The sequence below is a fragment of the Campylobacter ureolyticus ACS-301-V-Sch3b genome (assembly GCF_000413435.1).
Classification (GTDB): Bacteria; Campylobacterota; Campylobacteria; order Campylobacterales; family Campylobacteraceae; genus Campylobacter_B; species Campylobacter_B ureolyticus_A.
Map to the genome: position 1 here is coordinate 306,704 of NZ_KE340326.1, position 25,283 is coordinate 331,986.

A 25,283-nucleotide genomic window follows, 5' to 3' on the forward strand; every position below is an offset into this window, starting at 1 on the left:
ATAGAAGTTATGTCTTTAAGTTCTTGATTTAGACTATAGTTAATGTTTCCATTTCCATCATCAGCTACAGTTAAATTTTTTCCTGCAGCGAAATTATAAGTTGTTCCGTTAAGTCCTGTAAGATCAACACCTACTTCAAATGTTTGTTTGCCATTTACTACACCCTTATCAGCAACTCTAATTTTGCTTCCTGTTTCCGCTTTTACATCTACAGATTTTTGAGCTAAATCTTGAATGTTAGCATCACTTACATCTAAAGCTTTTCTCCAATTATCTTTATTGAAATTTGGATTTAATTCATTTAAAGTATTATCTTTAAATAGATTTGTTCCATCAAGATTAGCTTTACCACTTAAGCCGGCTTTTAATTGAGCGACATTGACTGCATCGGTGTTGGCTGTTCCTGCTGCGACATTTGTGATTTGGCGAGTAAAAGGCTCTACTACTGTCTTTCCATCTTCATCAAGTCCTTTTATTTTAGAACCAACAGAAATAGCACCTTTTGTCCTTTCTGCAGTTCCTGCAACTTCAGCATTATCACCTAAATAAACATCTTGTGTTTTGGCAGCAAGGGCCTTTGTAGTTGCTTGTGAGTATGAGCCAAGGGCTACAGCATCTGCAACCTCCTCGGTTTTTTCATTTTTTATTCTATCATAGCCTATACCGCTTCCAAAACCAATGGCAACACCGTTTTTTGAATTTACAACTATGCCACTACCCAAAGCTATTGAGTTTACTCCATTTGCTGAAGTTGCTGTATAGTATGTACGCTTAGATGGTTTATCGTAGCCGTAATCATAAGCTGAACCTATAGCTATAGCACGATTTGCACCAACTCTTGTGCCAGTTCCTATAGTAATGGCATCATTTATAGCATTAGGATTAGTATTTACCTTATCAAGATCGTGAACATATTGATTTCCGATAGCTATATTTCTATTACCTTGAGTGCGTAGTTTTTTATTACTATAGTCTTCACCATCTTTTAAATTTCTAGAACCATCTCCTAAGAAAATATTTTGAGAGCCAACATGTTGGAAGCCTGCATCTGAGCCAAAATAAAGATTTCCATCTCCTTTTGAGCCAGTTCCTGCATCTTGTCCGATATATACAGCTCCCCAATTTTGCTCATTACTTTGAAGGTCTAGTATATCTGAATTTTTTCCAGCGTTTCTACCTATAAAGATAGATCCATTGCCATTTCTATCTTTGGTGTTACCAGCACTTTCGCCGATAGCTACTACATTTTGAGATTTCGCTTTAGCATTTTGTCCTATGGCTATAGCATTTTCGCCTATGGCACCTTTAGAGTCATAGTTTGAGCCGATGCCTTTTTCAGATGAGTTTATGCTTACATAAGGGATTTTTTCTAATTTTTCGTTTAGTTGTCCTAAATTTACAGCTTCATCGTCTTGTAGTGCTTTAGCGACGTTACCAAGGCGAATATTTCCATCTTTGTTATCTCCGACATCTCTACCAGCGGGTATTTTGCCATTTGTTTTATCATCTTCTGTGTATTTTTCTGGTATTGTCTTTTTGCCATCAAGACCAACTAAGCTAAGACGCTTAGCTTGAGTTAAAATAGCGCTACCATCCACTTTTATTCCAAGTCTATCTATTTCATTACCAGTAAAACCAGAAGTTCTATAGTATCCTTCAGGTCCTATTTTTGGCTTTGCAGTTTTACTTGTTCCTATTAAAGTCCCAGCTGTCCCTTCTCGAATTAATTCACTCCAAGCAACATAATTTAAACTACCATCTGACTCTTTTATAGCTGGATATAGCCTATCTCCGCCAACTTGATTATGGACATACCATTTTTTTTCTTTTTCGTCATAAATAACTGATTCTCTATTGCCTTGAACAGATAATCCGGGCTTACCTGTTCCGGTTGTTCTGCCTCTCTTATCCCAAAGCTCATAGAAAGTTAATCCTCGCCATTTTCCATTTTCTTTTTTTACTTCAAAAAAAACAGGATTTTCTTTTATGTTGGTACTTGTTAATTTATTAAATGTTCCCGTTGGAACTACAAAATGCGAATCTCCAACAGTCATAACACCATACTCATCTGCTGTATCAAGTATCGATTTATCAAGCTTGCCTTTAAATCCGATACTTCCATCAGGATTTAGAACTTTTTCCATTCTATAACCATCATTTTCAGTATAAACTACAGTGCCGTTATTTTGAATTTTTGCTATGTCTTTTTCGTCTGCGGCTCTTAAATCACCTACAAACACTCCGCAAAATAGAGTTGCTGCAAATAGTCCCTTTAGTAAAAAGCCGTTATTTAAAACAACTGAATTTCTTAAATCAAAAAAGTTTTTTAAAACTTCAACTTTAGTTTTTGCTGATACTGTGCCACTTCCCTTACTCGAGCTCACACATGAAGCATTTTCAGCGATAGCTACCCATCCAATGCCATCTTTATAGACATGTCTATAAGCTTTGTTCATATCCTATCCTTTTTGTATGAATTTCTTGCCATTTTACCAAAAAATTCTTGTTATATAGCTTAAATATAAATAAATTTATAGAATTTATGTAATGATATTTTTAACTAAAATTAAGAAATAGTGTGGCATTTAAAATAAAAGTGGTATTAAGCTAAATTTGATATAATTTTGGCTTAATAAAAAAGGTGAATTATGAAAAAAATAGTTTTGATTTTCGTGATGATTTTATCTGCTTTTGGAAATATACTAAATGAAGCTGATAAGGCGTATGCTAAAAAAGAGTATAAAACTGCGATTAAGCTTTTGCAAAATGCGTGTGATAAAAATATGGCAGTTGGGTGCCATAACTTAGCTTTAATGTATCTAAATGGCAATGGAGTGGAGATAAACTTAGAAAAAAGTGCTTTGTTTTTTCAAAAAGCTTGTGATAAAAAAATAGCCCAAAGTTGTCAAAATTTAGGACTTTTATATGAAAAAGGGCTTGGAGTAGAACAAAACTACTTTAAAGCACTTGAAATGTATAAAAAATCTTGCAATGATAAAAAATTAGTTGGGTGTGAGAATTTGGCTTATATGTATGAAAATGGTCTTGGAGTAAGACAGGACTTTAAAAAAGCTAATGAAATTTATACAAAAATGTGTGATAAAAACAACTCAAAAGGGTGTTATAGACTATATGAAATTTATATGGAAGCAAAATTTATCGAAAAAGATACTAATAAAGCAATAGAGTTTTTAAAAAAATCTTGCCTTGGTGGAAAAAGTGATGCTTGTAGAGAAATGGGCGTTATATATACAGAAGGCGTTTTTATAAAACAAAATTTCGCAGAAGCAAAGGAGTATTTTGGAAAAGCGTGTGACTTAGAAGATATGAAAGGTTGTGAGAGTTATAAGCTACTAAATGAAAGTGGGTTTTAATAAAAACTTTTAAATGTTTTATTAAAACAGCGTTAAACCACTTTCAAATATTTATTTTGTAAATTTAGTAAAAAATATTTTTACTCTTCATCATCTTTATTTTTTTCTTTTTTAATTGCTTTTAATGTTTGGATGATGTTTCCATCCATTTTTAAAACTTCATAGATGAAATTTTCATCTTCTGCTTTATCACCTGCTTTTGGAAGTCTTCCTATTAGGTTAAAAACATATCCGCCAATTGTAATCTCTTCTATATCATCATCAAAATCAACACCGGTAATTTCTTCAAAATCTTCTATCTCATAAGTTCCAACAAGCTCATAAATTCCATCTTTTATAGATCTAAATTTTACTTCGCTTTCATCGTGCTCATCATTAATATCGCCTAAAACTTCTTCAATGATATCTTCCATTGTGATAAGTCCTGATGTTCCGCCGTACTCATCTATAACTAGGGCTGCGGAAATTCTTTCTTTATTCATCATTGATAGTATTGAGGCGATTGATGAGTTTTCAGGGACTATTAAAATTTTTCTAACTATTTTATTGAAGTCTTTTTTATCGCTTTGTAAAATATCTCTTATATGAATCATCCCCAAAACACTATCTTTACTTCCATCAATATATGGAAATCGTGTGTATTTTGAATCAATGACTTTTTTATAGTTTTCTTCATAGCTTTTTTGAGCGTTCAAGCAAACCATCTGTTTTCGTGGCGTCATAATCTCTTTTGCAACAGTATCACTAAAATCAACTGCGTTTTTAATAATTTGTGTTTCGATAGAATCTAAAACTCCACCTTTTAGACTTTCTGCAACGATTATTTTAATTTCCTCTTCTGAGTGAGCTATCTCATTTTCTCCAGCTGGCATTATGCCAATAAGCTTTAAAATTCCCCTAGCTAAAAAGTCAAATACCGCAATAAATGGCTTAAATATCACCCAAAAAGCATGAAGAGGCTTTGCTATAAAAAGCACTGATTTTTCAGGTGTTGCTATGGCTACCGATTTTGGAACAAGCTCTCCTAAGACAACATGCAAAAGAGTAATAAAAGTAAATGAAATGATAAATGAAACTGAGTGAATCACAGTAGAATTTGCCGCAAAAAGAGAATTCATAGGCTTTTCTATAAGCATAGCAACTGCTGGTTCGCCTATCCAACCAAGTGCGAGTGAGCTTATAGTAATGCCAAGCTGTGTTGCACTAAGATAAGAATCAAGCGAATTTGTTATCTCATAAGCCATTTTGGCATTTTTAACACCGTCTTTGCTAAGCTCTTCAAGTTTGCTTTTTCTTATCTTAACAATAGCAAACTCAGATAGAACAAAAAATGCGTTTAAAAGCACAAATATAAAAGCTAAAATTAACATTAAACTCGAACTGTCCGTGTCCAAAAGTGTTCCTTTAAATTTATAATTAATAAAAGGCGATTATACCAAAATTTAGTAAATCGCTTTTTATTTTTAAATCTTTTTAGAGTTTTCGTAAAGTGGCATTACTTTTTGAGCAATTTTAGTTAAATTTGCTATTCTGTTATCATGTGATGGGTGAGTTGATAAAAACTCTAAAGGTTGTTTTTGGCTTAAACTTTTCATTTTTTTCCACACATTAACAGCGGCATTTGGGTTATAACCAGCTCTTGCCATAAGCTCAGCTCCCATATTGTCAGCTTCTGTTTCTTGCTCTCTTGAAAATGGAAGTGAGATCGCATAAGTTGCTGCCATATTTGCCAAATTTGCTATTTCACTGCTTCCAGTAACTGCGCCAACTGCAAAAATTCCTATATTTTTGGCATAATCACGACTTGCTTTTTCACGACTATGCTCTCTTAAAGCGTGTGACATTTCATGTCCGATAACAGCTGCAAGCTCAGCATCGCTTAATTTAAGCTTTTCGATAATGCCTGTATAAACAGCGATTCTTCCACCTGGCATGCACCAAGCATTTACTGTATCTTCTTTTATAACATTTACTTGCCAATCCCAATTTACAGCATCAGTTCTAAAAACTCCAACTTCTTTTATAAGTCTTTTTGAGATGTTAGTAACTCTTTTTGTTTGGATTGGATCTGTGTTTAAAGTCCTACTAACTTTTGCTTTTTTTAAAGTATTTGTATATGCAAGTGCGGCACCTTGGTCCATTTCTTTTGCACTTACTAAAAGCATTTGTGATCTTGAAACTCCAACTACTCCAGGGTTTGTAGTAGTTGCGCAACCTGTTATTAAAAATAATGTTGCAAAAATCGCGGTTAAAATTTTATTCATCACTATTCCTTTGACTTTAGTTTATTTTCTTCTATTTTTTCTTTTGTGGCTGTATAGGCTCGGTTTGAAATTTCTTTAGTTTCATCACTATTTTTTTCGACCTTTTTACTTTTAAATTTTCCAAAAAACTTTTTTTCTAACTCATCAATATCTTTTTTTAAATTTAAAAGCTTATCGCTTAGTTCAAGATCATATATAAATTTAGAGCTTTTTGCGGTGATTTCTTTTTTTATATCATCAAATTTATTAATGGCAATTTTGCTAAATTCTTTATAATTTTGACTAATTGTGCTATCTTCAAATTTTGATTTTATCTGAGAAATCATATCGCTTGATAGCTTTTTCATCTTAACGATATAGTTATCATACTCTTTTTTTAATATTTCATTAAGAACTTTTTGCGCTGGATCTTGGGTGGTGGCAGCTAAATTTTTTACTAACAAAACAAACTCTTCTTCTAAATTTGAAAGCTCGTTTTCTAAAATTTGTGCTTTTTGACTTAGCTCATCAGGTGCAAATTTAAACTCATTTTGAAATTTTTCCATAGATTTTATAATGCCATCATTTACACCTAAAACTGCACCTTTTAAAAGTTCTTTTGCATAAATTTTACTAATATTTGCAACATTTATAGCTCGTAATATTATCGTTTTTGAAATTTCTAAAATTCTATATTTTTGAAACTCGCCCTCATTTATGCTTTTATAAGTTAGGTTTTTACAAAACTCATACGAGCCTTCAAAAATATCGCTTTTTGACTCAATTATGCTTAAAAATACATTTTCACTTATTTCTTTTATAATGTCTTTTAAATCTATGGCATCGATTAAAGCTTCATTTATGGCTGATAAAATTTCATTTTTATGTGAAATTTCTTTTGATTTAACCTCATCTTCAATGCCTTTTAAATCACTATAAATTTGTTTTCTAAGCTCTTTGCTTTGAAGGCCTATGTTTTTTTTAAGCCTTTCAACTTCGTATAAAAGATCATAAATTTCATCTTCTTGTTTTTTATTAAGAGTTTTTTTAAGAGCATAAATTACACTTTTTACACTTTCTTTGTTTAGTAAATTCTCATCTTTAAGAGCGTTTATAAAGTCAAAAAAAAGCTCGTTTTTATTAATTTCTTTTTTGTTTTTTAAAATTTCACTAACGCTATCACAAACACTGTTATAAATAATCTCATTTAAATTTTTATTTTCTAAATTTTGTTTTAAAACTTCTTTAAATTTTTCCATAATTAACCTTTATAATACAAATTTTGAAATTTTGCTTAATTTTTGAAAAATCTCATCTCTTTCTTGCTTGGAATTTACCATTAAACTAACTTTATAGCTATTTAAATTAGCTGTTTTATTTGATGGTAAAATTTCAATATCAAGTCCTTTTAAAGCCTTTTTGATAATTTTTTCATCGCCATTTAAAATAACCCTATAACTCCATAAAGTTGGATATGAAATTTCAGGGCTTTTTTTAAGATCGCACATACTCGCCACTTTTTCCTCCGCTTTTACTTAAAAGCATAATCTCATCTATAACCATAGCTTTATCAATAGCTTTTACCATATCATATATAGTTAAAAGTCCTACGCTAACGCCGGTTAATGCTTCCATTTCAACGCCTGTTTTTCCAGTTATTTTAACACTAACAAAAAGCTTAAAAGCATTTTTAAGTTCTTTGATATCCACTTTTACCGAACTTATTAAAAGCGGATGACACATAGGTATAAGTTCGCTTGTTTTTTTAGTCCCCATTATAGCAGCTACAACAGCAGTTTGAAGAACGGGCCCTTTTTTAGCGGTATTTTCTTTAATTGCCCTAAAAGCTTCTTCGCTCATTCTTATAATGCCACTTGCTTTTGCTATCCTTAAAGTTTCATTTTTCAAACTTACATCAACCATTTTTGGCTGATTGTTTTCATCTAAATGTGTAAGCATAAATTTCCTTTTTTAAATTAAACGAATTTTAGCTAAATTTGCTAAATAAATAAAATATTTTATGTTTTTGGGGTGAATTATTTTAAAAATTTGAAAGTTTAGGGTGCTTAGAAGCACCCATTTTCTACAAAAAGGAGGTTTTTATCTTGTTGGACAAGGTAATAATACACTTTTGTGATAAATTAGATATTAACTTTTTTTAAATGTAAATTAATAAGATAAAATTAGTCGTATTTAAATTTATGATTTTTTAAAAAAATATGGCGGGTAGAAAGGGATTCGAACCCTTGGTAAGTTGCCCTACACACGCGTTCCAGGCGTGCTCCTTCAACCACTCGGACATCTACCCAAATAAATTTAAAAATTAAAACCTTGATTCTAACATAAATTTTATTTTTATGCTAATTTCAAGGTTTAAAACTTGCCTAATCAAGCCACATGTGATCAGTTACTTTTAATTTTATCTCTTTGTTTTGATTTTTTAAAATAGCAAATTTGTCTTTTAAACAAATGCTTATATTATTTTTATTAGCTAGGCAAATGTCAGTTTTGGATGGCTTTTTAACCAAAGAAAAAGCATCGCCTTTATCATCTTTTAAATACGCACTTTCCCAACTATCAAATGTTGCAAGTTCAAATTTAGATGAGTTTTCATCTTTTAAAATAACTCTTTGGGTTATTCCAAGAGGTTCGTGCTTTGCAAAATGCGCACAACCTGATAAAAACAAAACTCCAAAAATAATTAATACTGTATTTTTTATCATTTTTTAAGCCTTTATTTATAGTAAGCTTTTAGCAATTTTTGCTATATTTGTGTCGCTAAAACCAAAATGCTTAAACAAATCTCCGGCTTTACCACTTTCACCAAATGTTTGCATGCCTAAAACCTCATCTGCAAATTTATACCATTCCAAACCACTTGCTGCTTCAACAGCTAAAACTTTTCCTTTTAAAATTCTATCTAAATAGCTTTTTTCTTGTTTACATAAAATTTCAAAGCAAGGCACACTTATGACATTTGTTTTTATATCTTTGCTTTCAAGTAAATTTGCAGCTTTTAAGCAAAGCTCTACCTCGCTTCCACTTGCAATTAAAGTAATTTTTGCCCCGATACTTTCTTTTACTAGATATCCGCCATTTTTAGGCTCTCCAAAAACTGGCTTTGGAAGTGGCTCTAAGCCCTGTCTTGATAAGACAAAAGCTGAAGGTGCATCTAGACTTAAAGCTATTTGCCAGCATTTTACATTTTCATTTCCATCTGCTGGGCGGAAAGTATAAAAACCAGGCATAGCTCTAAAAGTGCTAAGTTGCTCGATTGGTTGATGAGTTGGACCATCTTCACCAACGCCGATACTATCGTGAGTAAATATAAAAAAGTGCTTTAATTTCATTAAAGCCGCCATTCTAGCTGAGTTTTTAAGATAATCACTAAATATAAAAAATGTCGCTGAAAATGGCACAAAAAGACCATATCTTGCAATGGCGTTATTAATAGCTGCCATTGCGTGTTCACGGATACCAAAGTGGATATTTTTTCCATCTGGGAAAGTTCCTGCATCATTTAACGTTGTTTTATTTGATGGAGCAAGATCTGCACTTCCTCCTAAAAATGATGGGACTGCTTTTGAGATGGCATTTATAATTTTACCGTTGCTATCTCTTGTTGCAAGTTTTTGACCACTAAAATCAGGATATTCAACCTTACTAAAATCAGGATTTAAAAGTGAGTTTAAAAGCTCTTTTTTTTCACTTGTTAAGCTTTCTAAACTTTTTTTCCACAATGCCTCTTCTAAATCACCCTTTTCAACTGCTGCTCTTGTTTGAAATAAGACATCTTCACTAACAAAAAAATGTTTATCTGGGTCAAATCCAGCCTCTATTTTTGCTCTTTGTATCAGCTCCTCACCAAGTGGAGCACCGTGAGATTTGGAAGTGTTTTCAAGCTCTAAAGCCCCTTTTGCAATTTTTGTATTTGCTATGATTAAATATGGTTTTGTTTTATTTTTAGCCTCACTTAGAGCAAATTCAATCTGAGTAAAGTCATGCCCATCAATTCTAGCTACTTCAAAACCTTGCGCTTCAAATCTTGCCTTTACATCCTCACTCCACGCTAAATTTGTGCTTCCTTCAATTGTGATGTTATTTGAGTCATAAATTATGACTAAATTATCAAGCTTGTGAAATCCTGCTAAGGCACATGCTTCATAACTAATACCCTCTTCTAAATCCCCATCCCCACAAAAACAATAAACTTTATGATCAATTACTTTTGTTTTTTCATCATTTAATAAATTTGCAGCGTATTTACTAGCAAGTGCAAAACCAACTGCGTTTGCAATACCTTGTCCAAGTGGTCCTGTTGCTATCTCAACTCCATTTGTAGTAATTTCAGGGTGACCTGGGGTGCGTGAGTGAAGTTGTCTGAAATTTTTAAAATCATCAAGACTTAAATCATATCCGCTTAAATATAAATAGCTATAAACTAAAGCACTAGCATGTCCGCCTGAAAAAACAAGCCTATCTCTATTTAGCCATTTTGGATTTTTTGGGTTGTGCTTTATAAATTTCATTAACACGCTCATAATGTCACTAAGCCCCATAGGAGCACCAGGATGACCTGAGTTTGCTTTTTGAACCATATCGACACTTAAAAACTTAATCGTATTTGAAATTTTTGTATTCATAACTATCCTTTTAGATATTTTTGTATTAAAAAATTTAATAATTCTTTGATTTTTAAATCATCTACTTGATTTAATATTTTATTTGCTAAATCATCTCTAAATTCTCTTGATTTACTAACTCCAAGCAAATTTACAAATGAGTTTTTAACCTCATCGTGATTTGTTGGCTTTCCAGCTTCCTCTTCAGTCTTAACAGCATCTATTATGTCATCATTAATTTGAAATAAAAGACCTAAATCAACTCCTATTTTATAAAACTCATCACATTTTTTATCATCCAAGCCAGCAATTATTGCTCCCATTTTAAAGCTTGCTGCTATTAATGCTCCAGTTTTATGGTTATGTAAAAAAATAAGCTCATCAAGATTTAGCTTCTTTTTTTCAAAATAACAATCAAGTGCCTGTCCTAAAACCATATCACAAGCACTTTTTGATAAAGTTTGAGAGCATTTTACTTTTATTGTATCTGTTAAATTCGCATTTGAAATTTCATAAAAAGCTTGTGAGTTTAGCGCATCTCCAACCAATAAAGCTGTAACTTCGTCAAATTTTTTATGAGTTGTAAGAACGCCACGCCTTAAATCAGAATCATCCATAATAGGCAAATCATCATGAATTAGCGAGTAGGTGTGTATCATTTCAATGGCTAAAGCCACTCTAAATGCATCTTTTAATTTTTCTTCATTTAAAGCTTTTACAACACCTAAAAGAAGTTGTGAGCGAAAGTATTTCCCGCCATTTGAAAGCATATAATTAAGTGCTTTTTCATAGTATGGATGATAGCTTTTTGCCTTGATTAAATTTGATTTTAAAAAATTTTCAAATTCATTTTTTAAGCCGCTCATCACAAGCTCGTTCACGAATTTTCTCCACCTAAATTTCCAAATCCACCAAAGCCGCCAAGCATCTTAGAAGCTAGGTTTTTTTTCTCATTTTCTATAAGTTTTACAGCATCATTCATAGCTGAAATAAGTAAAATTTGAAGGCTTTCTTTATCTTCAAACAATTCATCATCGATATTTAAATCAAGAATTTCACCTTTGCCATTTATCTTTATCTCAACCATTCCACCGCCACTTTTTACGCTAAATTCTTTATTGTCATTTTCAGCTTCAATTTCTTTTACTTTTTTTTGCATCTCTTCAACTAAAGAGCCCATTTTTGAAAAATCAATTCCCTCAAACATACTTTTCCTTTAATTAATTATTTCATTTTTAGAATTTACTTGTACAATTGTTGGCTTATGTGTATTTGCCTCTTCATCACTCATAAAGGCATAACTTACAATTATTACAATATCTCCAACACATACTTTTCTAGCTGCAGCGCCATTTAGGCAAATTTCGCCTTTTTTAGCACCTTTTATGATATAAGTTGCAAATCTTTCGCCATTATTAACATCTAAAATTTCAACTTTTTGAAATTCTTTTAAATTCGCAGCTTTTATCAAATTCTCATCAATAGTAATTGATCCAACATAGTTTAAGTTTGCATCTGTTACAGTTGCTCTGTGAATTTTACTTTGTAACATTTGTATTTGCATATTTTACCTTTTTATTACTCTTTGATTTTTAAAATTTCTTTTACTACAAGTTCATCTGAAAATGGATGTTTTACACCATTTATCTCTTGATAAGTCTCATCGCCTTTTCCTAAAATTACAATCATTTCACCATTTTTAGCCAAATCTAGAGCTTTTTTTATAGCTTTTTTTCTATCAGGCTCAACTATAGTACGCTCTTTATTTTCCATGCCTTTTAAAATATCATCTATAATGTCATTTGGATTTTCACTCCTTGGATTATCACTTGTAACAATGCAAATTTTTGCAAAATGTTCTACCATAGCTCCCATTAAAGGGCGTTTTGTATGATCTCTGTCTCCACCTGCTCCAAAAACTACTATAAGCCCATTGTTTTTTAAAGCATTTAATACTTTTTCAATTCCATCAGGCGTGTGAGCAAAGTCAACTATAACTTTTGGATTATCATTTACAACCTCAACTCTGCCTTTTACACCTGCAAAATTTGATAAAGCTTTTGAAATTTCATCCAAATTTTTCTTAGTTAAAATCTCAACAGCACTAAAAGCAACAAGTAGATTGTAAAGGTTAAACTCACCAACCAAATCACTTGAAATTTTCACCTCTTCTTTTGGTGTTTTTATAACAGCTTCTATGCCATCTTTTATGGAATATGCCAAAATACTAAAAGTTGCTGGAGATTTTAAAGCATAAGTATAGACGTTTTTATAATTAAATTTTATATGAGAATCATCTTTATTAATCAGTTTTGGGGTCTCATCAGCAAAAAAACTACTTTTTACCCTTGCATATTCCTCCATAGTTTTGTGATAATCAAGATGATCAACTGATAAATTTGTAAAAATTTTAAGAGCAAATTTTAAATCTTCAATTCTATTTTGAGCAATTGCATGAGAGCTTACCTCCATAACAAAAAAATCACATTTTTGCTTTGTAGCAGTAAGTAAATAGCTTAATGTTTTCATAGGTGAGCTTGTTGTAAGGCCTTTTTCATCAACCATTTTTTCATTTACAAACGCTCCTCTTGTGCCACTTAAAAATACGCTATATCCCAAATCAAGCAACATTGAATAAATTGCAGCAGCGGTTGTAGTTTTACCATTTGTGCCTGTAATGCCTACTATTTTAATATTTTCATCAACATTTAAAAGTTTTTTTGCCTCTTTTAAAGTTATTAAATTTGCACCTTTTTCTTTTGCATCTTCCCAAAATTTAGCATTAAAATCACACTTTAAAAAGTAGCAATTTTTAATGCATTCATTTGAATTATCTGTAATAAAATTATTTTTTAGATCTATTTTCATAATCTTTTATCTTCTGTGCTATAAATTTGGCTTTTGGATATGCTGAGCCATTAATCTGTAAAAAGCTTTCAAAATATTCAACACCTGTGCTTTCAAGCCCATTATCAAGTAAATGCTCTATAAAGTCCAAAAAACTTTGAGTGTTTTGAATAATAAGCTTAGTTGATACCATAACGCCTTCTAAGCCATCTTTAAAATTAACTTTTTTTAAAACTATATTTTTAAACTCATCATAAGTTACAGCATCTTCTGATTTTATAATATTGTCAATACTCTCTTCAAAAGAAGTATGTTCTATCTCATCAAAAATTGAGTTTAACTCTTCTAAGTTAAGCTCATCTTTTGAAAACATATAAAAATCAAATAACATATGCGCCTCTTTATTTTGACTCTTTGCAAGTTCGCATAAATTTATTAAAAAGTATATTTCTTCTTTGTTTGTTTTATTAATCGCAAGTGAGAAGTAGAGTTTTGCATTTTCAAAATCTAAAGCTTTAAAAGCACTGTATCCTAAATCTTTATAATTTATCAATATTAAAATCCTCGCCAATTGGTATATTTACTACGCTTAAATCTGGATGAATGTCGATTTTAAGCTGTCTTTCTATAGCATATTTTAGTGTTTGATCGCTTGCTGGACAGCCGTGGCAATGTCCTGTAAGTCTTACATATACGACTCCGTTTTTAATACCTAAAAGTTTTAGTCCGCCACCATCTCTTTCAAGCATTGGAGTAACAACTTGCAAACTTTCTAAAACAGGGTCAATTAACTCTTCATCACTAAATGGAAGCATTTCATATCCTTAAGTTTTTTAACCATTTTAGCGTAAATTTGATAAATTATAAATTTAAATTTTGTAAATGAGCTGAAAAATTCAGCTCAAAAGATTTTTAAATAAGCTCTATGTAAGCCATTTGTGCCGCGTCACCGCGTCTAAGTCTAGTTTTTACTATCCTTGTATAACCACCGTTTTGGTCTTTGTATTTTGGAGCGATCTCTTCAACAAGTTTTTTTGTAGCAACTTTATCTTGAATACTAGCAAAAACAACTCTGTGAGCATTAAAATCTCCAACTTTTGCTTTTGTTATAAGTTTTTCAACATAACTTCTAAGTTCTTTTGCCTTTGGAAGTGTTGTTTCTATTTTGCCATTTTTTGTAATGGCTATGGTTAAATTTTTTAGCGTTGCGGCGCGGTGGCTTGACGATCTGCCAAGTTTTCTATAACCATGTCCGTGTCTCATATTTTATCCTTCATTCTTTTCATTTTTTAATTCTTGTATTTTTTCATTTAATTGCTTTTTATGACTTTGAAGCTCAGGTGCATCAACTGGATAGCCAATTTCTTCCATCACAGCTTTAATCTCTTCAAGAGATTTTTTACCTAAATTTTTAATATCTTTTAAAATACTTTCTTCCATTAAAGCAAGCTCACCGATAAATCTAATTCCAGCTTTATCTAAACAATTAAAGCTTCTTGCGCTTAAATTTAGATTTTCAATACTTTCAAAAAGCTTTGCGTATTCTGAATTTTGAGAAGATGAAGATTTGCCAACAGGTTTTTCAACATCAACTATGTTTTCAAAAACACCAAGTTGTCTGTGCATTGTTTGAAGTGCATTTTGAAAAGCTTCAATAGGTGTAACTTGACCATTTGTTGTGATTGTAAAAACTATTTTCTCATAGTCAGGATTATCATCAACTAAGGTGCTTTCTATATCATAAATCGCTCTTTTTACTGGTGTAAAAAATGCATCTAATGCCATAAAATCACTACTAATGTAGTCTTTTAACTCTTCGCTTGGGATATAGCCTATGCCTTTTTCTATAATAATAGTAAATTTTAGATCTGCATCTTCATTTAAAGTAGCAACATGTTGGTCAGGATTTACGATATCAACTATATCATTTACTAAATCACTTCCTTTTAAATCTTTTGGCCCTTTAAATTCATACTCTACTATCTCTCTTGCTGAGTTGTTTTTTAATTTAAATCTTAAATTTTTAAGATTCATAATAAAAATAGCAACATCTTCAAGCATTCCGGCAATGCTATCAAACTCGTGTGCCACGCCATTGATTTTAACACCTGTTGGTGCAAAGCCAATACTACTTGTATATAAAAGTCTTCTAAGTGGGTGAGCAACTGTTACAGCATATCCAGTTTCAAATGGATATGCTATTATTTTAGCTACATTTTCGCTTACTTTTTCAACTCTTATCTCAGTTGGCGTATGGGCTGAAGTGGTGATTGTTTTCATTAATATCCCCCTTATTATTTTGAGTAAAGCTCTACGATAAATCTCTCTTCGATTGGGATTTGAATTTCTTCTCTTTCAGGAATTCTTGTAAATAATCCAAATTTTTTATCTTTTTCAACATCTACCCAAGGAGCCAAACCTGTTTGTGCTGTTAAATCAACTGCTCTAGTGATTTGTGGGTTTTCTTTACTTTTTTCTATGATTTCTACTTTTTGTCCTGGAAATACTCTATATGATGGAATATCAACTCTTTTTCCATCTACTAAAATATGTCCGTGGCTAACAAGCTGTCTTGCAAAGCGTCTAGTTGTTGCAAAACCCATTCTATAAACAACATTATCAAGTCTTTGCTCTAATAATTGAACAAAAATAGAACCTGTGTTTCCATCTTTCCTTGATGCTTCCTTAAACAAATTTCTAAATTGTTTTTCGTTTAATCCATACATAAATTTAGCTTTTTGTTTTTCACGAAGCTGTAGTCCATACTCGCTTATTTTAGCTCTTCTTTGTCCATGCTGTCCTGGCGCAAAAGGTCTTTTACTAAGTGCATCTTTTCCTGATAATCTTCTTTCACCTTTTAAACCTAAATCAGCCCCTAATCTTCTTTCTAATTTTTCAACTGGTCCTGTATATCTTGCCATATTCTACTCCTTACACTCTTCTTCTTTTAGGAGGTCTGCAACCATTATGAGGAAGTGGAGTTATATCTTTAAAATATGTTACTTTAATGCCCTCGATCGCACCAACACTTTTTACAGCTGTTTCACGACCACTTCCAGGTCCTTGAACCTTAATACCAACTTCTTTTATACCATGTTCTTTTGCTTTATTAATAGCATCTTCAACTGCTTGCTGAGCTGCATAAGGAGTTGATTTTTTACTACCTTTAAAGCCAAGTGCACCTGCACTACTCCAAGATATTACATTTCCCATTTCATCAGTTACAGTTATCATAGTATTATTAAACGAAGCACTGATAAAAACAATTCCTTTAGCTATACTTTTTTTAGCTACTTTTTTTCTAATTACTTTTCTTTTTGCCATTATCTAACTCCTACTACTTTGCAGCTGCACCGACAGTTTTACGCTTACCTTTTCTAGTTCTAGCGTTTGTCTTTGTTTTTTGACCTCTTACAGTAAGACCTTTTCTATGTCTTAAACCTCTGTAACTTCCTAAATCCATAAGTGCTTTGATATCCATCGCAACACTTTTTCTAAGATCACCTTCAACCATATAGTGTTCTTGGATCTCTTTTCTAATTGCTGCTGCCTCATCTTCGCTTAGCTCATGAACTCTTTTATCATAAGAAATTCCAACTGCGTCAAGGATTTTTCTTGATGAAAAAAGCCCTATGCCATAAATGTAGGTTAGACCATACTCGATTCTTTTTTTCTTTGGTAAATCAACACCTGCAATACGAGCCATATTTTATCCTTGTCTTTGCTTATGTCTTGGGTTATCGCATATAACGAAAACTATGCCTTTGCGTTTAACAATTTTGCAATTGTCACATATCTTCTTTACAGAAGGACGAACTTTCATATCTGTCTCCAAAAAAATTATTCCACTTTTTTTGCTATGACTGCACTTAGGCTAAAAGATGTCCTAAATTTAGGCGAATTTATTTTAGCCAACTGTTTTTAAAACAGTGGTAATTTTAAAAACACTTCTTCACACAGTTTGTTGCAAGCCGTTATTTTATCTAAAAAAGCTTTAAATTTACTTATACCTATAAGTAATTCTGCCTTTATCAAGGCTATAAGGCGTAAGCTCGACTTTCACTCTATCACCAGGCATAATTTTTATATAGTGCATTCTCATCTTGCCTGCGATATGACATAAAATAACATGCTTATTATCAAGCTCTACTTTAAAAGTAGCGTTTGGTAAAGCTTCTATAACATTACCATCTATTTCAATAACATCATCTTTTGCCATCTTTTCTCCTTTCTTTGTAGTTTTTACATTGAATTTTTGATTTTACCATAAATTATTTAAAATGTGTTTAATAAATTTCTTAAAATTTTATTTAAATTCTTAATTTAGAGTGTATGTTTAAAAAAATTTAAAAGCTAAATAATTTAAAATTAAAGCTTAAATTTAAAAAGATTTCTTATTTAAATTTAAGCAATACTTAAAATTTCAGCTTTTCCATTTACTACTGCAATGCAGTGTTCGTAGTGGCTTGTTCTAAGACCATCTTTGCTAGTTACTGCCCAACCATCACTTGCTACAACAGCTTCGCCACTTTTTTGACAAATCATAGGCTCAATACAAAACACCATTCCATTTTTTATCTTTGGACCTTGTTTTGGATTTTTCCCTGTTAAATAGTTTGGAATTTCTGGTTCTTCGTGAGGTTTTTTACCAATGCCATGACCGCAATATCCCTCAAGTGGGATATATCCTCTATCAAGAATGAAATTCTCTATCAAAAAGCTAAGCTCTTTAAAATGCATACCTACTTTTATATTTTTAATAGCAAAATAAAGTGCATCTTTACTGCAATTAATTAAATCCTCATCGCTTTTTGAAATTTCACCAATCCCAAATGTTCTAGCACTGTCACCATAATATCCATTAAGCCTTGTTCCAATATCTACACCTAAAATATCACCTTCTTTTAAAATAGTATTATCTGGAATACCGTGAATACATACTTCATTTAGTGATAAGCAAGCTGCATTTGGAAAATCATAAAGTCCTTTAAATGCTGGATAAGCTCCATTTTTAGTTATGAAATCATCTATTTTTTTATCAACTTCTAAAAGTGTCATACCAGCTTTTAAAAACTCTTTTGTATAATCAAGTGTTTGAGCGACAAGTTTGTTTGCCGCTCTTAAGTGTTTAATATCATCAACACTTTTTAATGAAATTGCCATTTTTTAAAGTCCTACTGCACTTAAAGTTTGGAATTTATTCATATAAATTTGTGCTTCAATTTTTCTCATAGTGTCTAATGCAACTGAAACAACAATTAAAACTGAAGTTCCTCCAAAAGCAAAAGGCACACCTAAAAATTTAACTAAAAGCCAAGGAAGTGTTGATATAAGTCCTAGGTAAATAGCACCCCAAAATGTAAGTCTTCCAGCAACATCGTTTAAAAAAGTAGCAGTATTTTCACCAGGTCTAACTCCTGGAATAAATCCGCCTTGTTTTTTCAAATTCTCACTAATATCTTTTGAGTTAAATGCAATTGTTGCATAAAAATATGCAAAAAACACAACACATAAAAACATTAAAATTTGAAACATATAGCCATTTGGACTAAAAAAGTCATTTATTTTTAGCATTATAGGATTTGAACTTGCTTGGAACATAGTAAGTGGAAACATTAAAATAGCACTAGCAAAAATTGCAGGAATTACTCCACTTAAATTCACTTTTACTGGAATATAGTTCATTATCCTTTTATGTTGATTTTGCATCATAACTTTTCTTGAATAAGAAATTGGAATTCTTCTTTCTCCAAGTTCTACAAAAATAACAAAACCAATAGTAAGAAGAACTATTAAGACTATTAGAATAAGCACTAAGAAATTCATCTCGCCTGTATTTACTAAATTTACAGCGCCAACTATTGCTGAAGGAAGTCCGCTTACAATACCTGCAAAGATAATTAAACTTATTCCATTTCCTATACCTTTTTGAGTGATTTGCTCACCTATCCACATTAAAAGCATAGTTCCTGTTAGCATAGACACACATGAAATTGCTATAAATAAATTTTGATCTATTAATACAGCCTCAGATCCCATGTGTTTAAGTCCTATACTTACTCCAATGGCTTGAACTACTGTTATCAAAACAGTTGCATAGCGGATGATTTGCATATATTTTTGCATACCATCTCTCTCTTTTTTTAGTTGCCCAAGCTTTGGAAAAGTTGCTGCTAAAAGCTCCATAATAATAGAAGCTGTAATGTAAGGCATAATACCAAGTGAAATTATACTAAGTCTTTCAGCAGCTTTTCCACTAAACATATTAAACATACCGAATGCATTATCACTATTTGTTGTAAAAAAGTCTCTAATAACATCGGCATTTACACCAGGAACTGGCACATAGGCCAGTATTCTATAGACAAACAAAAATCCAAAAGTTATCAAGATTTTATTACGAAGTGACTTACTCATTAGTTTTGTCCGCTAGTTCTTATATTTTCATCTTTTATTTTTGAAATAAGATCTTTGGCACTTGCGCCAATTAATTTTATTTTTGAAATTTTGTTTGAAAATTTATGTATTGATCTTATGCTTTCAAAAGTAATCTCATCTAAATTTTTAATAGCTGAAATTTTTTCTACATTGATAACATAAGGTTTTTCTACTCTAGAAGTAAAACCAACTTTTGGAAGTCTTCTTTGAAGTGGTTGTTGTCCACCTTCAAAACCTCTTTTTTCATTAAAGCCAGTTCTAGCTCTTTGACCTTTCATTCCTTTTCCAGCTGTTTTTCCCCAGCCTGTTCCTCTACCTCTTCCAATTCTTTTTTTAGAATGAGTTGAGCCAGCTGCTTTTTGTAAATTTTCTAATCCCATATATTATCCTTTCATCATACTAAGAGCTTTAATAGTTGCTCTTACAACATTTGATGAGTTGTTAGAACCTAAAGACTTAGTTAAGATATCTTGAATTCCAGCAAGTTCTAAAACAGGACGAGTTGAACCACCAGCGATAACTCCTGTTCCTTCGCTAGCAGGTTTTAGTAAAATTTTACTTGCGTTAAATTTAGCCTCAACATCATGAGGAACTGTTGTTCCATTTAATTTTACTTTAATGATATTTTTAAATGCATCATCAACTGCTTTTTTAATAGCATCAGGAACTTCTTTACTCTTTCCAAAACCATATCCCACTAAGCCTTTTTTGTTGCCTATAACAACTAAAGCTGTAAATCTAAATCTTCTACCACCTTTAACAACTTTAGCTACTCTACTGATATCAACGATTACTTCTTCAAATTCTTCTTTATTGTAATTTTCCATTTTCTATCCTTAGGGCTATAGCTTAATGCCATTTTCTCTTAATGCATCAGCAAATGACGCAATAACACCATGATATAAATATCCGTTTCTATCAAAAACCACCTGATCTATCCCTTTTTCTTTTAACTTATCTGCCATATCTTTTCCTAAAGCTATAGCACCATCTTTATTAGCTTTTAATTTTAAAACACTACCACTACTTGCACAAATTGTTTGTGAAGCCACATCATCAATTGCTTGTGCATAAACAGTTTTGTTTGATTTAAAAATAGAAATTCTAGGGCAAGCAGCTACACCTGAAATTTTGGCTCTAACTCTTTTTTTTCTTTTTATTCTTAGAGATACTTTTTTCTTTAAAATACTTACTTTCATTTTTTACCCTTATTTCTTAGATGTTTTTCCAGCTTTGCGGATAATTCGCTCATCTACATATTTAATACCTTTACCTTTGTATGGCTCAGGTGGTCTAAACTCGCGAACTTCAGCTGCTACTTGACCAACATTTTGTTTATTATAGCCAGATATTGTTATTATATTTTTTTCAATACTAGCTTGAACGCCTTCTGGAAGCTTATAATTAATAGAGTGTGAAAAACCTAAATTTAATTCTAATACATTGCCTTTAACAGCAGCTCTATAACCAACACCATTTACTTCAAGTTTTTTTGAAAAACCATCAGTTAAACCAACTACGATGTTGTGTGCTAATGATCTATAAGTTCCCCAAAAAGCTCTACTTTGTCTATCTTCACCTTTTGGTGAAAAAACTATTGAGCCATCTTTTAACTCAACATTTACAAAGCCTTTTGTATCTAGCTCTTGAGTAATATTACCTTTTTTAAAACTCAAAACAGTTGAGTTTAAACTTACATCTATACCTTTTGGGATAGATATTGGTTGTTTGCCTATTCTTGACATTTTTTTCCTTTTTACTTGTCTAGGGTATGTCTACTTTTAAGAATGGATACCACAATACCATAAAAAGCAGATTTAAAAAGTTCTTACCAAACTGTGCAAAGAACTTCGCCGCCAATTCCTCTTTTGCTAGCTTCTATACCAGCCATAATGCCTTGACTTGTTGAAACTATAACTGTTCCATAACCGTTTTTAAATCTTTTTATCTCATCTTTACCTTGATAAAGTCTTCTACTTGGCTTTGAAACTCTAGTTAGCTCATTTATAACGCTTCTGCCATTTTCATCATATTTTAAAACAACATTTATAAATTTTTTATTGTTTTCTTCTACAACATTATAACTTTCAAGATACTCTTTTTCTGTTAAAATTCTAGCTATTGCCTCAACTGATTTAGAGTGTAGAAGTTTTGTTGTATCAAGTCTTCTTAAGCTAGCGTTTCTAATTCTTGTTAAAGCATCTGATATTAAATCATTCAACATAACTCTTCCTTACCAACTTGATTTTTTAAGGCCTGGAATTAGACCTTCATTAGCCATTTTTCTAAGACAAACTCTACAAAGTCCAAAGTCCCTATAAACAGACTTTGATCTTCCGCAAATTTTACATCTTGTGTATTTTCTAGAGCTAAATTTAGCCTCTCTACTTGCCTTAGCTATCATTGATTTTTTTGCCATATTAATTTCCTTTTGAAAAAGGCATACCTAAAACTTCTAAAAGTTTGTAAGCCTCTTTATCGCTATTTGTTGTTGTAACTATAGTGATGTTCATACCGTGAGTTCTTAAAATTTTATCATACTCAACTTCTGGGAACATTAACTGCTCATCCAAACCAAAATTATAGTTTCCTCTTCCATCAAAGCCATTTTTTGGAAGACCTCTAAAATCTTTTACTCTTGGAAGTGCAACAGAGATAAGCTTATCTAAAAAGACAAACATATTATCTTTTCTTAAAGTTACTTTTATTCCTACAGGATAACCCTCTCTTACCTTAAAGCTTGCAACTGATTTTTTAGCATTTACGCCAAGTGCTTTTTGTCCAGCTATTAAAGAGATTGTATCTATCATATTTTGAAATACTTTTTGATCTCTTGCAGCATCACCAGCACCAACGCTAATAACTACTTTTTCAATAGCAGGAATTAACATAGGATTTTTTATATCAAATTCTTTTATAAGCTCAGGTCTTACTTGGTCATTATATTTAGTTCTAAGTCTATTCATAAATTACTCCTCAACCTTTGCAACATTTGAAATATCCATAGGCATTTCTTCACCTACAAAACCGCCATTAGGAAATTTTTCGCTAGGTTTAACAGCCTTTTTAGCTACTTTGCAACCCTCAACAATAACTTTTCCTTCTTTTGCAAAAACATTTTTTACAATTCCGGTCTTGCCTTTTTCTTCACCAGCAATTATCTTAACACTGTCGCCTTTTTTAATTTTATATTTTGTTATCATTATAAAACCTCCGGTGCAAGTGAAACTATTTTCATAAATCCACCATATCTTACTTCTCTACCAACTGGTCCAAAAATACGAGTTCCAACTGGCTCTTTTTTTGCATCAAGAATAACAGCTGCATTTTCATCAAATCTAATCAAAGATCCATCAAGTCTTTGAATTTCTTTTTTTGTTCTAACAACAACAGCCTTAACAACTTGACCTTTTTTCATTTTTCCATTAGGTAGAGCTTTTTTAACTGAGCAAACAATGATATCACCAATTGTTGCATATCTTCTTTTGCTTCCACCTAAAACTTTTATACACATTATTTCTTTAGCACCGCTATTATCAGCTACTGAAAGTCTTGTAAAGCTTTGAATCATTACTCAACTCCTTTTTTTACAACTTTATATAAGCGAAATGCTTTATTTTTACTAAGCGGTCTACACTCAATCGCTGAGATAACATCGCCTATTTGTGTTTGATTTGCTTCATCATGCACTAAATATTTTTTAAATCTTTTAACAAATTTTCTATATCTAGGATGCATAACTTTTCTCTCAACTAAAACAGTTGCAGTTTTATCTCCTGCTTTTTTAAGTACAACGCCTTGAATAACTCTTTTTGATGTTATCATTTATGCTCCCTTATTAACTGCTGTAATGGCAGTTTTAACTCTAGCAATATCTTTTTTAACCTCACGAATTTCATTAGGGTTTGTAAGTTGCATAGTTTTTAGCTTTCTTTTTAATTCAAAAAGCAACTTTTTTTTCTCTATTAGCATAGTGTTTAACTCAGCTACACTTTTATCTTTTATCTCAGTATAGTTCATTTTCACTCTCTCTTGTTACTATTTTTGATTTAAATGGCAACTTATGCATTGATAGAGTAAGTGCTGATCTTGAAAGCTTCTCACTTGGCCCTGCCATTTCAAATATGATTCTACCAGGTTTTATATTCATAACCCACTCTTCAACACCGCCTTTACCTTTACCCATACGAGTTTCTAAAGGTTTTTTAGTTAAAGGTTTATCAGGGAAAACACAAATCCAAATTTTAGCTTGTCTTTGCACATATCTTGTCATAGCAATACGAGCTGCTTCAATTTGGCGTGAGTTTATTCTACCTGCCTCAACAGCTTTTATACCAATGGTACCATAAGTAAGTTGAGTTCCTCTGGTAGCATAACCTCGGTTTCTGCCCTTCATCATTTTTCTATATTTAGTCTTTTTTGGCATTAACATAATTATCTACCTCTTCTTGTTCTTCTTGATCTTTTTGGTGCGTTTTCTTCTGTTTTTTCAGGCTCAAGTCCTTTATGTAAAACCTCACCTTTGAATATCCAAACTTTTACGCCGATATTTCCATAAGTAGTGTGAGCTTCTGCAAACCCATAATCTATCTTGGCTCTAAAAGTATGTAGTGGAACTCTACCTTCCAAATACCACTCTGTTCTTGCCATTTCAGCACCACCAAGTCTTCCAGATACTACAACTTTTATACCTTTTGCACCTGATTTTTGTGCATTTTGGATAACTTTTTTCATTGCTCTTCTAAAAGCAACTCTTCTTTCAAGCTGCATAGCAACATTTTCAGCAGCAAGCTGAGCAGATGCACCTGCTTTTCTCTCTTCTTTTATGTTAATATTAACATCTTTACCAATAAGTTTTACAACATCTTGTTTTAAAACTTCAACCTCGCTACCTTTTTTACCGATAATAATTCCAGGTCTTGCAGCAACAATAGTTATTCTAATTCTTTTTGCTGTTCTTTCTATAATGATTTGAGCTATACCTGCATAATATAATTTTGATTTTAAAAATTTTCTAATTTTATAATCTTCAAAAATATTTACAGGCAAATTCTCCTTTGAAGGAAACCATCTAGACTCCCAGTTTTTATTAATTCCTAGTCTTAGTCCTATTGGATTGGCTTTTTGTCCCATTTTACGCTTCCTTCTTTTGTAATTTTGAAACTTCTACCATTATATGAGAAGTAGGTTTTCTAATCTTGCTAGCTGATCCTCTTGCTCTAGGTCTAAATCTTTTTAGAACAGGACCTGCATCTACTCTGCATGAACTAACTATAACTTCTTCTGGCTCATATCCACCATTTGCAACAGCACTTGATATAGCATTAGCGATATATTTTGCGCCACGATTTGGTGTAAATTCCAATGTTGCAAGAGCAAATTCTGCATTCATACCTTGAATTTGTTTTGCTATAAGTCTAGTCTTTGTCGGAGAAATACGAACAAATTTAATAATTGATTTACTCATACTCTACTCCTATTTACCGATTTTCTTTTGAACTGAGCCACGGTGGCCTTTAAAAGTTCTTGTTGGAGCAAACTCACCTAATTTATAACCTATATGATGCTCTGTAATATACACAGGTATAAAACTTTTACCGTTATGAACATTAAATGTAAGTCCAATCATTTCAGGTACAATCGTGCTTCTTCTTGACCAAGTTTTAATCGGCTTATTATCTTTTGCTTTTTTAGCAACTTCTACCTTTTTCATTACATGATCATCAACGAAAGGACCTTTTTTGAGTGATCTAGCCATC

General features: G+C 31.8%; 39 protein-coding genes and 1 tRNA gene. 1 reads left to right on the forward strand and 39 read right to left on the reverse strand.

Features of this window, described 5'->3' with window-relative positions:
- The coding region (locus HMPREF9309_RS09015; protein WP_016646159.1) for a hypothetical protein at positions 1–2,456 on the reverse strand (2,456 nt) is incomplete at its 3' end.
- 192 nt (positions 2,457–2,648) lie between these two features.
- Between HMPREF9309_RS09015 and HMPREF9309_RS01520 the strand changes: the two genes are divergently transcribed.
- On the forward strand, positions 2,649–3,374 hold the full coding sequence (locus HMPREF9309_RS01520; protein WP_016646160.1) for a tetratricopeptide repeat protein: 726 nt from the start codon (positions 2,649–2,651) through the stop codon (positions 3,372–3,374).
- 80 nt (positions 3,375–3,454) lie between these two features.
- On the opposite strand, the gene HMPREF9309_RS01525 is transcribed toward HMPREF9309_RS01520, so the two are convergent.
- From HMPREF9309_RS01525 to rpsS, 38 genes are all read right to left on the reverse strand, one after another.
- The gene (locus tag HMPREF9309_RS01525; protein ID WP_034907636.1) at positions 3,455–4,744 is read right to left on the reverse strand and encodes a hemolysin family protein; all 1,290 of its coding nucleotides are present in this window, start codon (positions 4,742–4,744) and stop codon (positions 3,455–3,457) included.
- Positions 4,745–4,837: 93 nt separating this feature from the next.
- On the reverse strand, positions 4,838–5,638 hold the full coding sequence (locus HMPREF9309_RS01530; RefSeq protein ID WP_016646162.1) for a M48 family metallopeptidase: 801 nt from the start codon (positions 5,636–5,638) through the stop codon (positions 4,838–4,840).
- A 2-nt stretch (positions 5,639–5,640) separates the two neighbouring features.
- Positions 5,641–6,876, reverse strand: a complete 1,236-nt coding sequence (locus tag HMPREF9309_RS01535) for a hypothetical protein (protein ID WP_016646163.1) — start codon at positions 6,874–6,876, stop codon at positions 5,641–5,643.
- A gap of 9 nt (positions 6,877–6,885) precedes the next feature.
- Positions 6,886–7,125 carry an HP0495 family protein gene (locus HMPREF9309_RS01540; protein WP_051115716.1) on the reverse strand — a complete coding sequence of 80 codons (240 nt, stop codon included), beginning with the start codon at positions 7,123–7,125 and terminating at the stop codon, positions 6,886–6,888.
- A complete protein-coding gene (moaC, locus tag HMPREF9309_RS01545) occupies positions 7,112–7,576 on the reverse strand; it encodes a cyclic pyranopterin monophosphate synthase MoaC (RefSeq protein WP_016646165.1) in 465 nt (154 codons plus the stop codon). The genes HMPREF9309_RS01540 and moaC overlap by 14 nt, the downstream gene beginning before the upstream one ends.
- A gap of 261 nt (positions 7,577–7,837) precedes the next feature.
- A tRNA-Ser gene (locus tag HMPREF9309_RS01550) sits at positions 7,838–7,925 on the reverse strand.
- Positions 7,926–8,001: 76 nt separating this feature from the next.
- Positions 8,002–8,340, reverse strand: a complete 339-nt coding sequence (locus tag HMPREF9309_RS01555; protein ID WP_016646166.1) for a hypothetical protein — start codon at positions 8,338–8,340, stop codon at positions 8,002–8,004.
- Positions 8,341–8,355: 15 nt separating this feature from the next.
- Complete coding sequence (gene tkt / locus HMPREF9309_RS01560) at positions 8,356–10,260, reverse strand: transketolase (RefSeq protein ID WP_016646167.1); 1,905 nt, start codon at positions 10,258–10,260, stop codon at positions 8,356–8,358.
- A 2-nt stretch (positions 10,261–10,262) separates the two neighbouring features.
- Positions 10,263–11,105 carry a polyprenyl synthetase family protein gene (locus HMPREF9309_RS01565; protein WP_016646168.1) on the reverse strand — a complete coding sequence of 281 codons (843 nt, stop codon included), beginning with the start codon at positions 11,103–11,105 and terminating at the stop codon, positions 10,263–10,265.
- Between the two features lie 11 nt (positions 11,106–11,116).
- Entirely contained in the window at positions 11,117–11,446 is a 330-nt protein-coding gene (locus HMPREF9309_RS01570; RefSeq protein ID WP_016646169.1) for a YbaB/EbfC family nucleoid-associated protein, read from the reverse strand.
- A 9-nt stretch (positions 11,447–11,455) separates the two neighbouring features.
- On the reverse strand, positions 11,456–11,803 hold the full coding sequence (panD, locus tag HMPREF9309_RS01575; RefSeq protein ID WP_016646170.1) for an aspartate 1-decarboxylase: 348 nt from the start codon (positions 11,801–11,803) through the stop codon (positions 11,456–11,458).
- Positions 11,804–11,817: 14 nt separating this feature from the next.
- Entirely contained in the window at positions 11,818–13,107 is a 1,290-nt protein-coding gene (locus HMPREF9309_RS01580; protein WP_016646171.1) for a UDP-N-acetylmuramoyl-L-alanyl-D-glutamate--2,6-diaminopimelate ligase, read from the reverse strand.
- Entirely contained in the window at positions 13,085–13,639 is a 555-nt protein-coding gene (locus HMPREF9309_RS01585) for a hypothetical protein (protein WP_016646172.1), read from the reverse strand. The genes HMPREF9309_RS01580 and HMPREF9309_RS01585 overlap by 23 nt, the downstream gene beginning before the upstream one ends.
- The gene (locus HMPREF9309_RS01590; protein WP_016646173.1) at positions 13,626–13,901 is read right to left on the reverse strand and encodes a NifU family protein; all 276 of its coding nucleotides are present in this window, start codon (positions 13,899–13,901) and stop codon (positions 13,626–13,628) included. Before HMPREF9309_RS01590 ends, HMPREF9309_RS01585 begins: the two co-directional genes overlap by 14 nt.
- Before the next feature lie 97 nt (positions 13,902–13,998).
- A complete protein-coding gene (gene rplQ / locus HMPREF9309_RS01595) occupies positions 13,999–14,349 on the reverse strand; it encodes a 50S ribosomal protein L17 (protein ID WP_016646174.1) in 351 nt (116 codons plus the stop codon).
- A gap of 3 nt (positions 14,350–14,352) precedes the next feature.
- The gene (locus HMPREF9309_RS01600) at positions 14,353–15,366 is read right to left on the reverse strand and encodes a DNA-directed RNA polymerase subunit alpha (protein WP_016646175.1); all 1,014 of its coding nucleotides are present in this window, start codon (positions 15,364–15,366) and stop codon (positions 14,353–14,355) included.
- Between the two features lie 14 nt (positions 15,367–15,380).
- A complete protein-coding gene (rpsD, locus tag HMPREF9309_RS01605) occupies positions 15,381–16,007 on the reverse strand; it encodes a 30S ribosomal protein S4 (RefSeq protein ID WP_016646176.1) in 627 nt (208 codons plus the stop codon).
- Between the two features lie 10 nt (positions 16,008–16,017).
- Positions 16,018–16,410, reverse strand: coding sequence for a 30S ribosomal protein S11 (gene rpsK, locus HMPREF9309_RS01610; protein WP_016646177.1), 393 nt, complete (start codon positions 16,408–16,410; stop codon positions 16,018–16,020).
- A 13-nt stretch (positions 16,411–16,423) separates the two neighbouring features.
- On the reverse strand, positions 16,424–16,792 hold the full coding sequence (rpsM, locus tag HMPREF9309_RS01615; RefSeq protein ID WP_016646178.1) for a 30S ribosomal protein S13: 369 nt from the start codon (positions 16,790–16,792) through the stop codon (positions 16,424–16,426).
- A gap of 3 nt (positions 16,793–16,795) precedes the next feature.
- Positions 16,796–16,909 (reverse strand): 50S ribosomal protein L36, encoded by a 114-nt coding sequence (gene rpmJ, locus HMPREF9309_RS08815; protein WP_081617952.1) that lies wholly within the window; start codon positions 16,907–16,909, stop codon positions 16,796–16,798.
- Between the two features lie 177 nt (positions 16,910–17,086).
- Positions 17,087–17,305 carry a translation initiation factor IF-1 gene (gene infA / locus HMPREF9309_RS01620; protein WP_005869854.1) on the reverse strand — a complete coding sequence of 73 codons (219 nt, stop codon included), beginning with the start codon at positions 17,303–17,305 and terminating at the stop codon, positions 17,087–17,089.
- Between the two features lie 185 nt (positions 17,306–17,490).
- Positions 17,491–18,249 carry a type I methionyl aminopeptidase gene (gene map / locus HMPREF9309_RS01625; RefSeq protein ID WP_016646179.1) on the reverse strand — a complete coding sequence of 253 codons (759 nt, stop codon included), beginning with the start codon at positions 18,247–18,249 and terminating at the stop codon, positions 17,491–17,493.
- 3 nt (positions 18,250–18,252) lie between these two features.
- Positions 18,253–19,503 carry a preprotein translocase subunit SecY gene (gene secY, locus HMPREF9309_RS01630; protein WP_016646180.1) on the reverse strand — a complete coding sequence of 417 codons (1,251 nt, stop codon included), beginning with the start codon at positions 19,501–19,503 and terminating at the stop codon, positions 18,253–18,255.
- Positions 19,503–19,904 carry a 50S ribosomal protein L15 gene (gene rplO, locus HMPREF9309_RS01635; protein ID WP_016646181.1) on the reverse strand — a complete coding sequence of 134 codons (402 nt, stop codon included), beginning with the start codon at positions 19,902–19,904 and terminating at the stop codon, positions 19,503–19,505. Before rplO ends, secY begins: the two co-directional genes overlap by 1 nt.
- A 3-nt stretch (positions 19,905–19,907) precedes the next feature.
- Complete coding sequence (gene rpsE / locus HMPREF9309_RS01640; protein ID WP_016646182.1) at positions 19,908–20,351, reverse strand: 30S ribosomal protein S5; 444 nt, start codon at positions 20,349–20,351, stop codon at positions 19,908–19,910.
- A gap of 15 nt (positions 20,352–20,366) precedes the next feature.
- On the reverse strand, positions 20,367–20,723 hold the full coding sequence (rplR, locus tag HMPREF9309_RS01645) for a 50S ribosomal protein L18 (protein WP_016646183.1): 357 nt from the start codon (positions 20,721–20,723) through the stop codon (positions 20,367–20,369).
- A 9-nt stretch (positions 20,724–20,732) separates the two neighbouring features.
- Positions 20,733–21,269 (reverse strand): 50S ribosomal protein L6, encoded by a 537-nt coding sequence (gene rplF, locus HMPREF9309_RS01650; protein ID WP_016646184.1) that lies wholly within the window; start codon positions 21,267–21,269, stop codon positions 20,733–20,735.
- A gap of 83 nt (positions 21,270–21,352) precedes the next feature.
- Positions 21,353–21,748, reverse strand: coding sequence for a 30S ribosomal protein S8 (gene rpsH / locus HMPREF9309_RS01655; RefSeq protein ID WP_016646185.1), 396 nt, complete (start codon positions 21,746–21,748; stop codon positions 21,353–21,355).
- 9 nt (positions 21,749–21,757) lie between these two features.
- Positions 21,758–21,943: a type Z 30S ribosomal protein S14 gene (locus HMPREF9309_RS01660; RefSeq protein ID WP_016646186.1), complete on the reverse strand. Its 186-nt coding sequence runs from the start codon at positions 21,941–21,943 to the stop codon at positions 21,758–21,760.
- A 1-nt stretch (position 21,944) separates the two neighbouring features.
- Positions 21,945–22,490, reverse strand: a complete 546-nt coding sequence (gene rplE, locus HMPREF9309_RS01665) for a 50S ribosomal protein L5 (protein WP_016646187.1) — start codon at positions 22,488–22,490, stop codon at positions 21,945–21,947.
- A gap of 3 nt (positions 22,491–22,493) precedes the next feature.
- The gene (gene rplX, locus HMPREF9309_RS01670) at positions 22,494–22,727 is read right to left on the reverse strand and encodes a 50S ribosomal protein L24 (protein WP_016646188.1); all 234 of its coding nucleotides are present in this window, start codon (positions 22,725–22,727) and stop codon (positions 22,494–22,496) included.
- On the reverse strand, positions 22,727–23,095 hold the full coding sequence (rplN, locus tag HMPREF9309_RS01675; protein ID WP_016646189.1) for a 50S ribosomal protein L14: 369 nt from the start codon (positions 23,093–23,095) through the stop codon (positions 22,727–22,729). Before rplN ends, rplX begins: the two co-directional genes overlap by 1 nt.
- Positions 23,095–23,346: a 30S ribosomal protein S17 gene (gene rpsQ, locus HMPREF9309_RS01680; RefSeq protein WP_155827336.1), complete on the reverse strand. Its 252-nt coding sequence runs from the start codon at positions 23,344–23,346 to the stop codon at positions 23,095–23,097. Before rpsQ ends, rplN begins: the two co-directional genes overlap by 1 nt.
- A 3-nt stretch (positions 23,347–23,349) precedes the next feature.
- The gene (gene rpmC, locus HMPREF9309_RS01685; RefSeq protein ID WP_016646191.1) at positions 23,350–23,544 is read right to left on the reverse strand and encodes a 50S ribosomal protein L29; all 195 of its coding nucleotides are present in this window, start codon (positions 23,542–23,544) and stop codon (positions 23,350–23,352) included.
- Positions 23,531–23,956 carry a 50S ribosomal protein L16 gene (rplP, locus tag HMPREF9309_RS01690; RefSeq protein ID WP_016646192.1) on the reverse strand — a complete coding sequence of 142 codons (426 nt, stop codon included), beginning with the start codon at positions 23,954–23,956 and terminating at the stop codon, positions 23,531–23,533. Before rplP ends, rpmC begins: the two co-directional genes overlap by 14 nt.
- A gap of 2 nt (positions 23,957–23,958) precedes the next feature.
- Complete coding sequence (gene rpsC / locus HMPREF9309_RS01695) at positions 23,959–24,657, reverse strand: 30S ribosomal protein S3 (RefSeq protein ID WP_016646193.1); 699 nt, start codon at positions 24,655–24,657, stop codon at positions 23,959–23,961.
- Between the two features lies 1 nt (position 24,658).
- Entirely contained in the window at positions 24,659–24,991 is a 333-nt protein-coding gene (gene rplV / locus HMPREF9309_RS01700) for a 50S ribosomal protein L22 (RefSeq protein WP_016646194.1), read from the reverse strand.
- Positions 24,992–25,000: 9 nt separating this feature from the next.
- A complete protein-coding gene (gene rpsS / locus HMPREF9309_RS01705) occupies positions 25,001–25,282 on the reverse strand; it encodes a 30S ribosomal protein S19 (RefSeq protein ID WP_016646195.1) in 282 nt (93 codons plus the stop codon).
- Between the last annotated feature and the right edge of the window lies 1 nt (position 25,283).

Excerpts from the sequence above, each read along its gene's own strand:
- HMPREF9309_RS01520 (WP_016646160.1), top strand. The coding sequence starts at position 2,649 with ATGAAAAAAATAGTTTTGATTTTCGTGATGATTTTATCTGCTTTTGGA.
- rplE (WP_016646187.1), bottom strand. The coding sequence starts at position 22,490 with ATGAATAGACTTAGAACTAAATATAATGACCAAGTAAGACCTGAGCTT.
- HMPREF9309_RS01525 (WP_034907636.1), bottom strand. The coding sequence starts at position 4,744 with ATGTTAATTTTAGCTTTTATATTTGTGCTTTTAAACGCATTTTTTGTT.
- HMPREF9309_RS01565 (WP_016646168.1), bottom strand. The coding sequence starts at position 11,105 with ATGAGCGGCTTAAAAAATGAATTTGAAAATTTTTTAAAATCAAATTTA.
- HMPREF9309_RS01580 (WP_016646171.1), bottom strand. The coding sequence starts at position 13,107 with ATGAAAATAGATCTAAAAAATAATTTTATTACAGATAATTCAAATGAA.
- rplF (WP_016646184.1), bottom strand. The coding sequence starts at position 21,269 with ATGTCAAGAATAGGCAAACAACCAATATCTATCCCAAAAGGTATAGAT.
- moaC (WP_016646165.1), bottom strand. The coding sequence starts at position 7,576 with ATGCTTACACATTTAGATGAAAACAATCAGCCAAAAATGGTTGATGTA.
- HMPREF9309_RS01570 (WP_016646169.1), bottom strand. The coding sequence starts at position 11,446 with ATGTTTGAGGGAATTGATTTTTCAAAAATGGGCTCTTTAGTTGAAGAG.
- rplP (WP_016646192.1), bottom strand. The coding sequence starts at position 23,956 with ATGTTAATGCCAAAAAAGACTAAATATAGAAAAATGATGAAGGGCAGA.
- rpsE (WP_016646182.1), bottom strand. The coding sequence starts at position 20,351 with ATGGAAAATTACAATAAAGAAGAATTTGAAGAAGTAATCGTTGATATC.
- rpsS (WP_016646195.1), bottom strand. The coding sequence starts at position 25,282 with ATGGCTAGATCACTCAAAAAAGGTCCTTTCGTTGATGATCATGTAATG.
- rpsH (WP_016646185.1), bottom strand. The coding sequence starts at position 21,748 with ATGTTGAATGATTTAATATCAGATGCTTTAACAAGAATTAGAAACGCT.
- HMPREF9309_RS01530 (WP_016646162.1), bottom strand. The coding sequence starts at position 5,638 with ATGAATAAAATTTTAACCGCGATTTTTGCAACATTATTTTTAATAACA.
- rplQ (WP_016646174.1), bottom strand. The coding sequence starts at position 14,349 with ATGAGACACGGACATGGTTATAGAAAACTTGGCAGATCGTCAAGCCAC.
- rpsK (WP_016646177.1), bottom strand. The coding sequence starts at position 16,410 with ATGGCAAAAAGAAAAGTAATTAGAAAAAAAGTAGCTAAAAAAAGTATA.
- rpsD (WP_016646176.1), bottom strand. The coding sequence starts at position 16,007 with ATGGCAAGATATACAGGACCAGTTGAAAAATTAGAAAGAAGATTAGGG.
- rplX (WP_016646188.1), bottom strand. The coding sequence starts at position 22,727 with ATGATAACAAAATATAAAATTAAAAAAGGCGACAGTGTTAAGATAATT.
- rpmJ (WP_081617952.1), bottom strand. The coding sequence starts at position 16,909 with ATGAAAGTTCGTCCTTCTGTAAAGAAGATATGTGACAATTGCAAAATT.
- rpsC (WP_016646193.1), bottom strand. The coding sequence starts at position 24,657 with ATGGGACAAAAAGCCAATCCAATAGGACTAAGACTAGGAATTAATAAA.
- HMPREF9309_RS01590 (WP_016646173.1), bottom strand. The coding sequence starts at position 13,901 with ATGCTTCCATTTAGTGATGAAGAGTTAATTGACCCTGTTTTAGAAAGT.
- rplN (WP_016646189.1), bottom strand. The coding sequence starts at position 23,095 with ATGATTCAAAGCTTTACAAGACTTTCAGTAGCTGATAATAGCGGTGCT.
- map (WP_016646179.1), bottom strand. The coding sequence starts at position 18,249 with ATGGCAATTTCATTAAAAAGTGTTGATGATATTAAACACTTAAGAGCG.
- rplV (WP_016646194.1), bottom strand. The coding sequence starts at position 24,991 with ATGAGTAAATCAATTATTAAATTTGTTCGTATTTCTCCGACAAAGACT.
- rplR (WP_016646183.1), bottom strand. The coding sequence starts at position 20,723 with ATGAAAGTAAGTATTTTAAAGAAAAAAGTATCTCTAAGAATAAAAAGA.
- tkt (WP_016646167.1), bottom strand. The coding sequence starts at position 10,260 with ATGAATACAAAAATTTCAAATACGATTAAGTTTTTAAGTGTCGATATG.
- HMPREF9309_RS01660 (WP_016646186.1), bottom strand. The coding sequence starts at position 21,943 with ATGGCAAAAAAATCAATGATAGCTAAGGCAAGTAGAGAGGCTAAATTT.
- HMPREF9309_RS01535 (WP_016646163.1), bottom strand. The coding sequence starts at position 6,876 with ATGGAAAAATTTAAAGAAGTTTTAAAACAAAATTTAGAAAATAAAAAT.
- panD (WP_016646170.1), bottom strand. The coding sequence starts at position 11,803 with ATGCAAATACAAATGTTACAAAGTAAAATTCACAGAGCAACTGTAACA.
- HMPREF9309_RS01540 (WP_051115716.1), bottom strand. The coding sequence starts at position 7,125 with ATGTGCGATCTTAAAAAAAGCCCTGAAATTTCATATCCAACTTTATGG.
- HMPREF9309_RS01555 (WP_016646166.1), bottom strand. The coding sequence starts at position 8,340 with ATGATAAAAAATACAGTATTAATTATTTTTGGAGTTTTGTTTTTATCA.
- rpmC (WP_016646191.1), bottom strand. The coding sequence starts at position 23,544 with ATGAACTATACTGAGATAAAAGATAAAAGTGTAGCTGAGTTAAACACT.
- secY (WP_016646180.1), bottom strand. The coding sequence starts at position 19,503 with ATGAGTAAGTCACTTCGTAATAAAATCTTGATAACTTTTGGATTTTTG.
- rplO (WP_016646181.1), bottom strand. The coding sequence starts at position 19,904 with ATGGGATTAGAAAATTTACAAAAAGCAGCTGGCTCAACTCATTCTAAA.
- HMPREF9309_RS01600 (WP_016646175.1), bottom strand. The coding sequence starts at position 15,366 with ATGAAAACAATCACCACTTCAGCCCATACGCCAACTGAGATAAGAGTT.
- rpsM (WP_016646178.1), bottom strand. The coding sequence starts at position 16,792 with ATGGCTCGTATTGCAGGTGTTGATTTACCAAAGAAAAAAAGAATCGAG.
- infA (WP_005869854.1), bottom strand. The coding sequence starts at position 17,305 with ATGGCAAAAGATGATGTTATTGAAATAGATGGTAATGTTATAGAAGCT.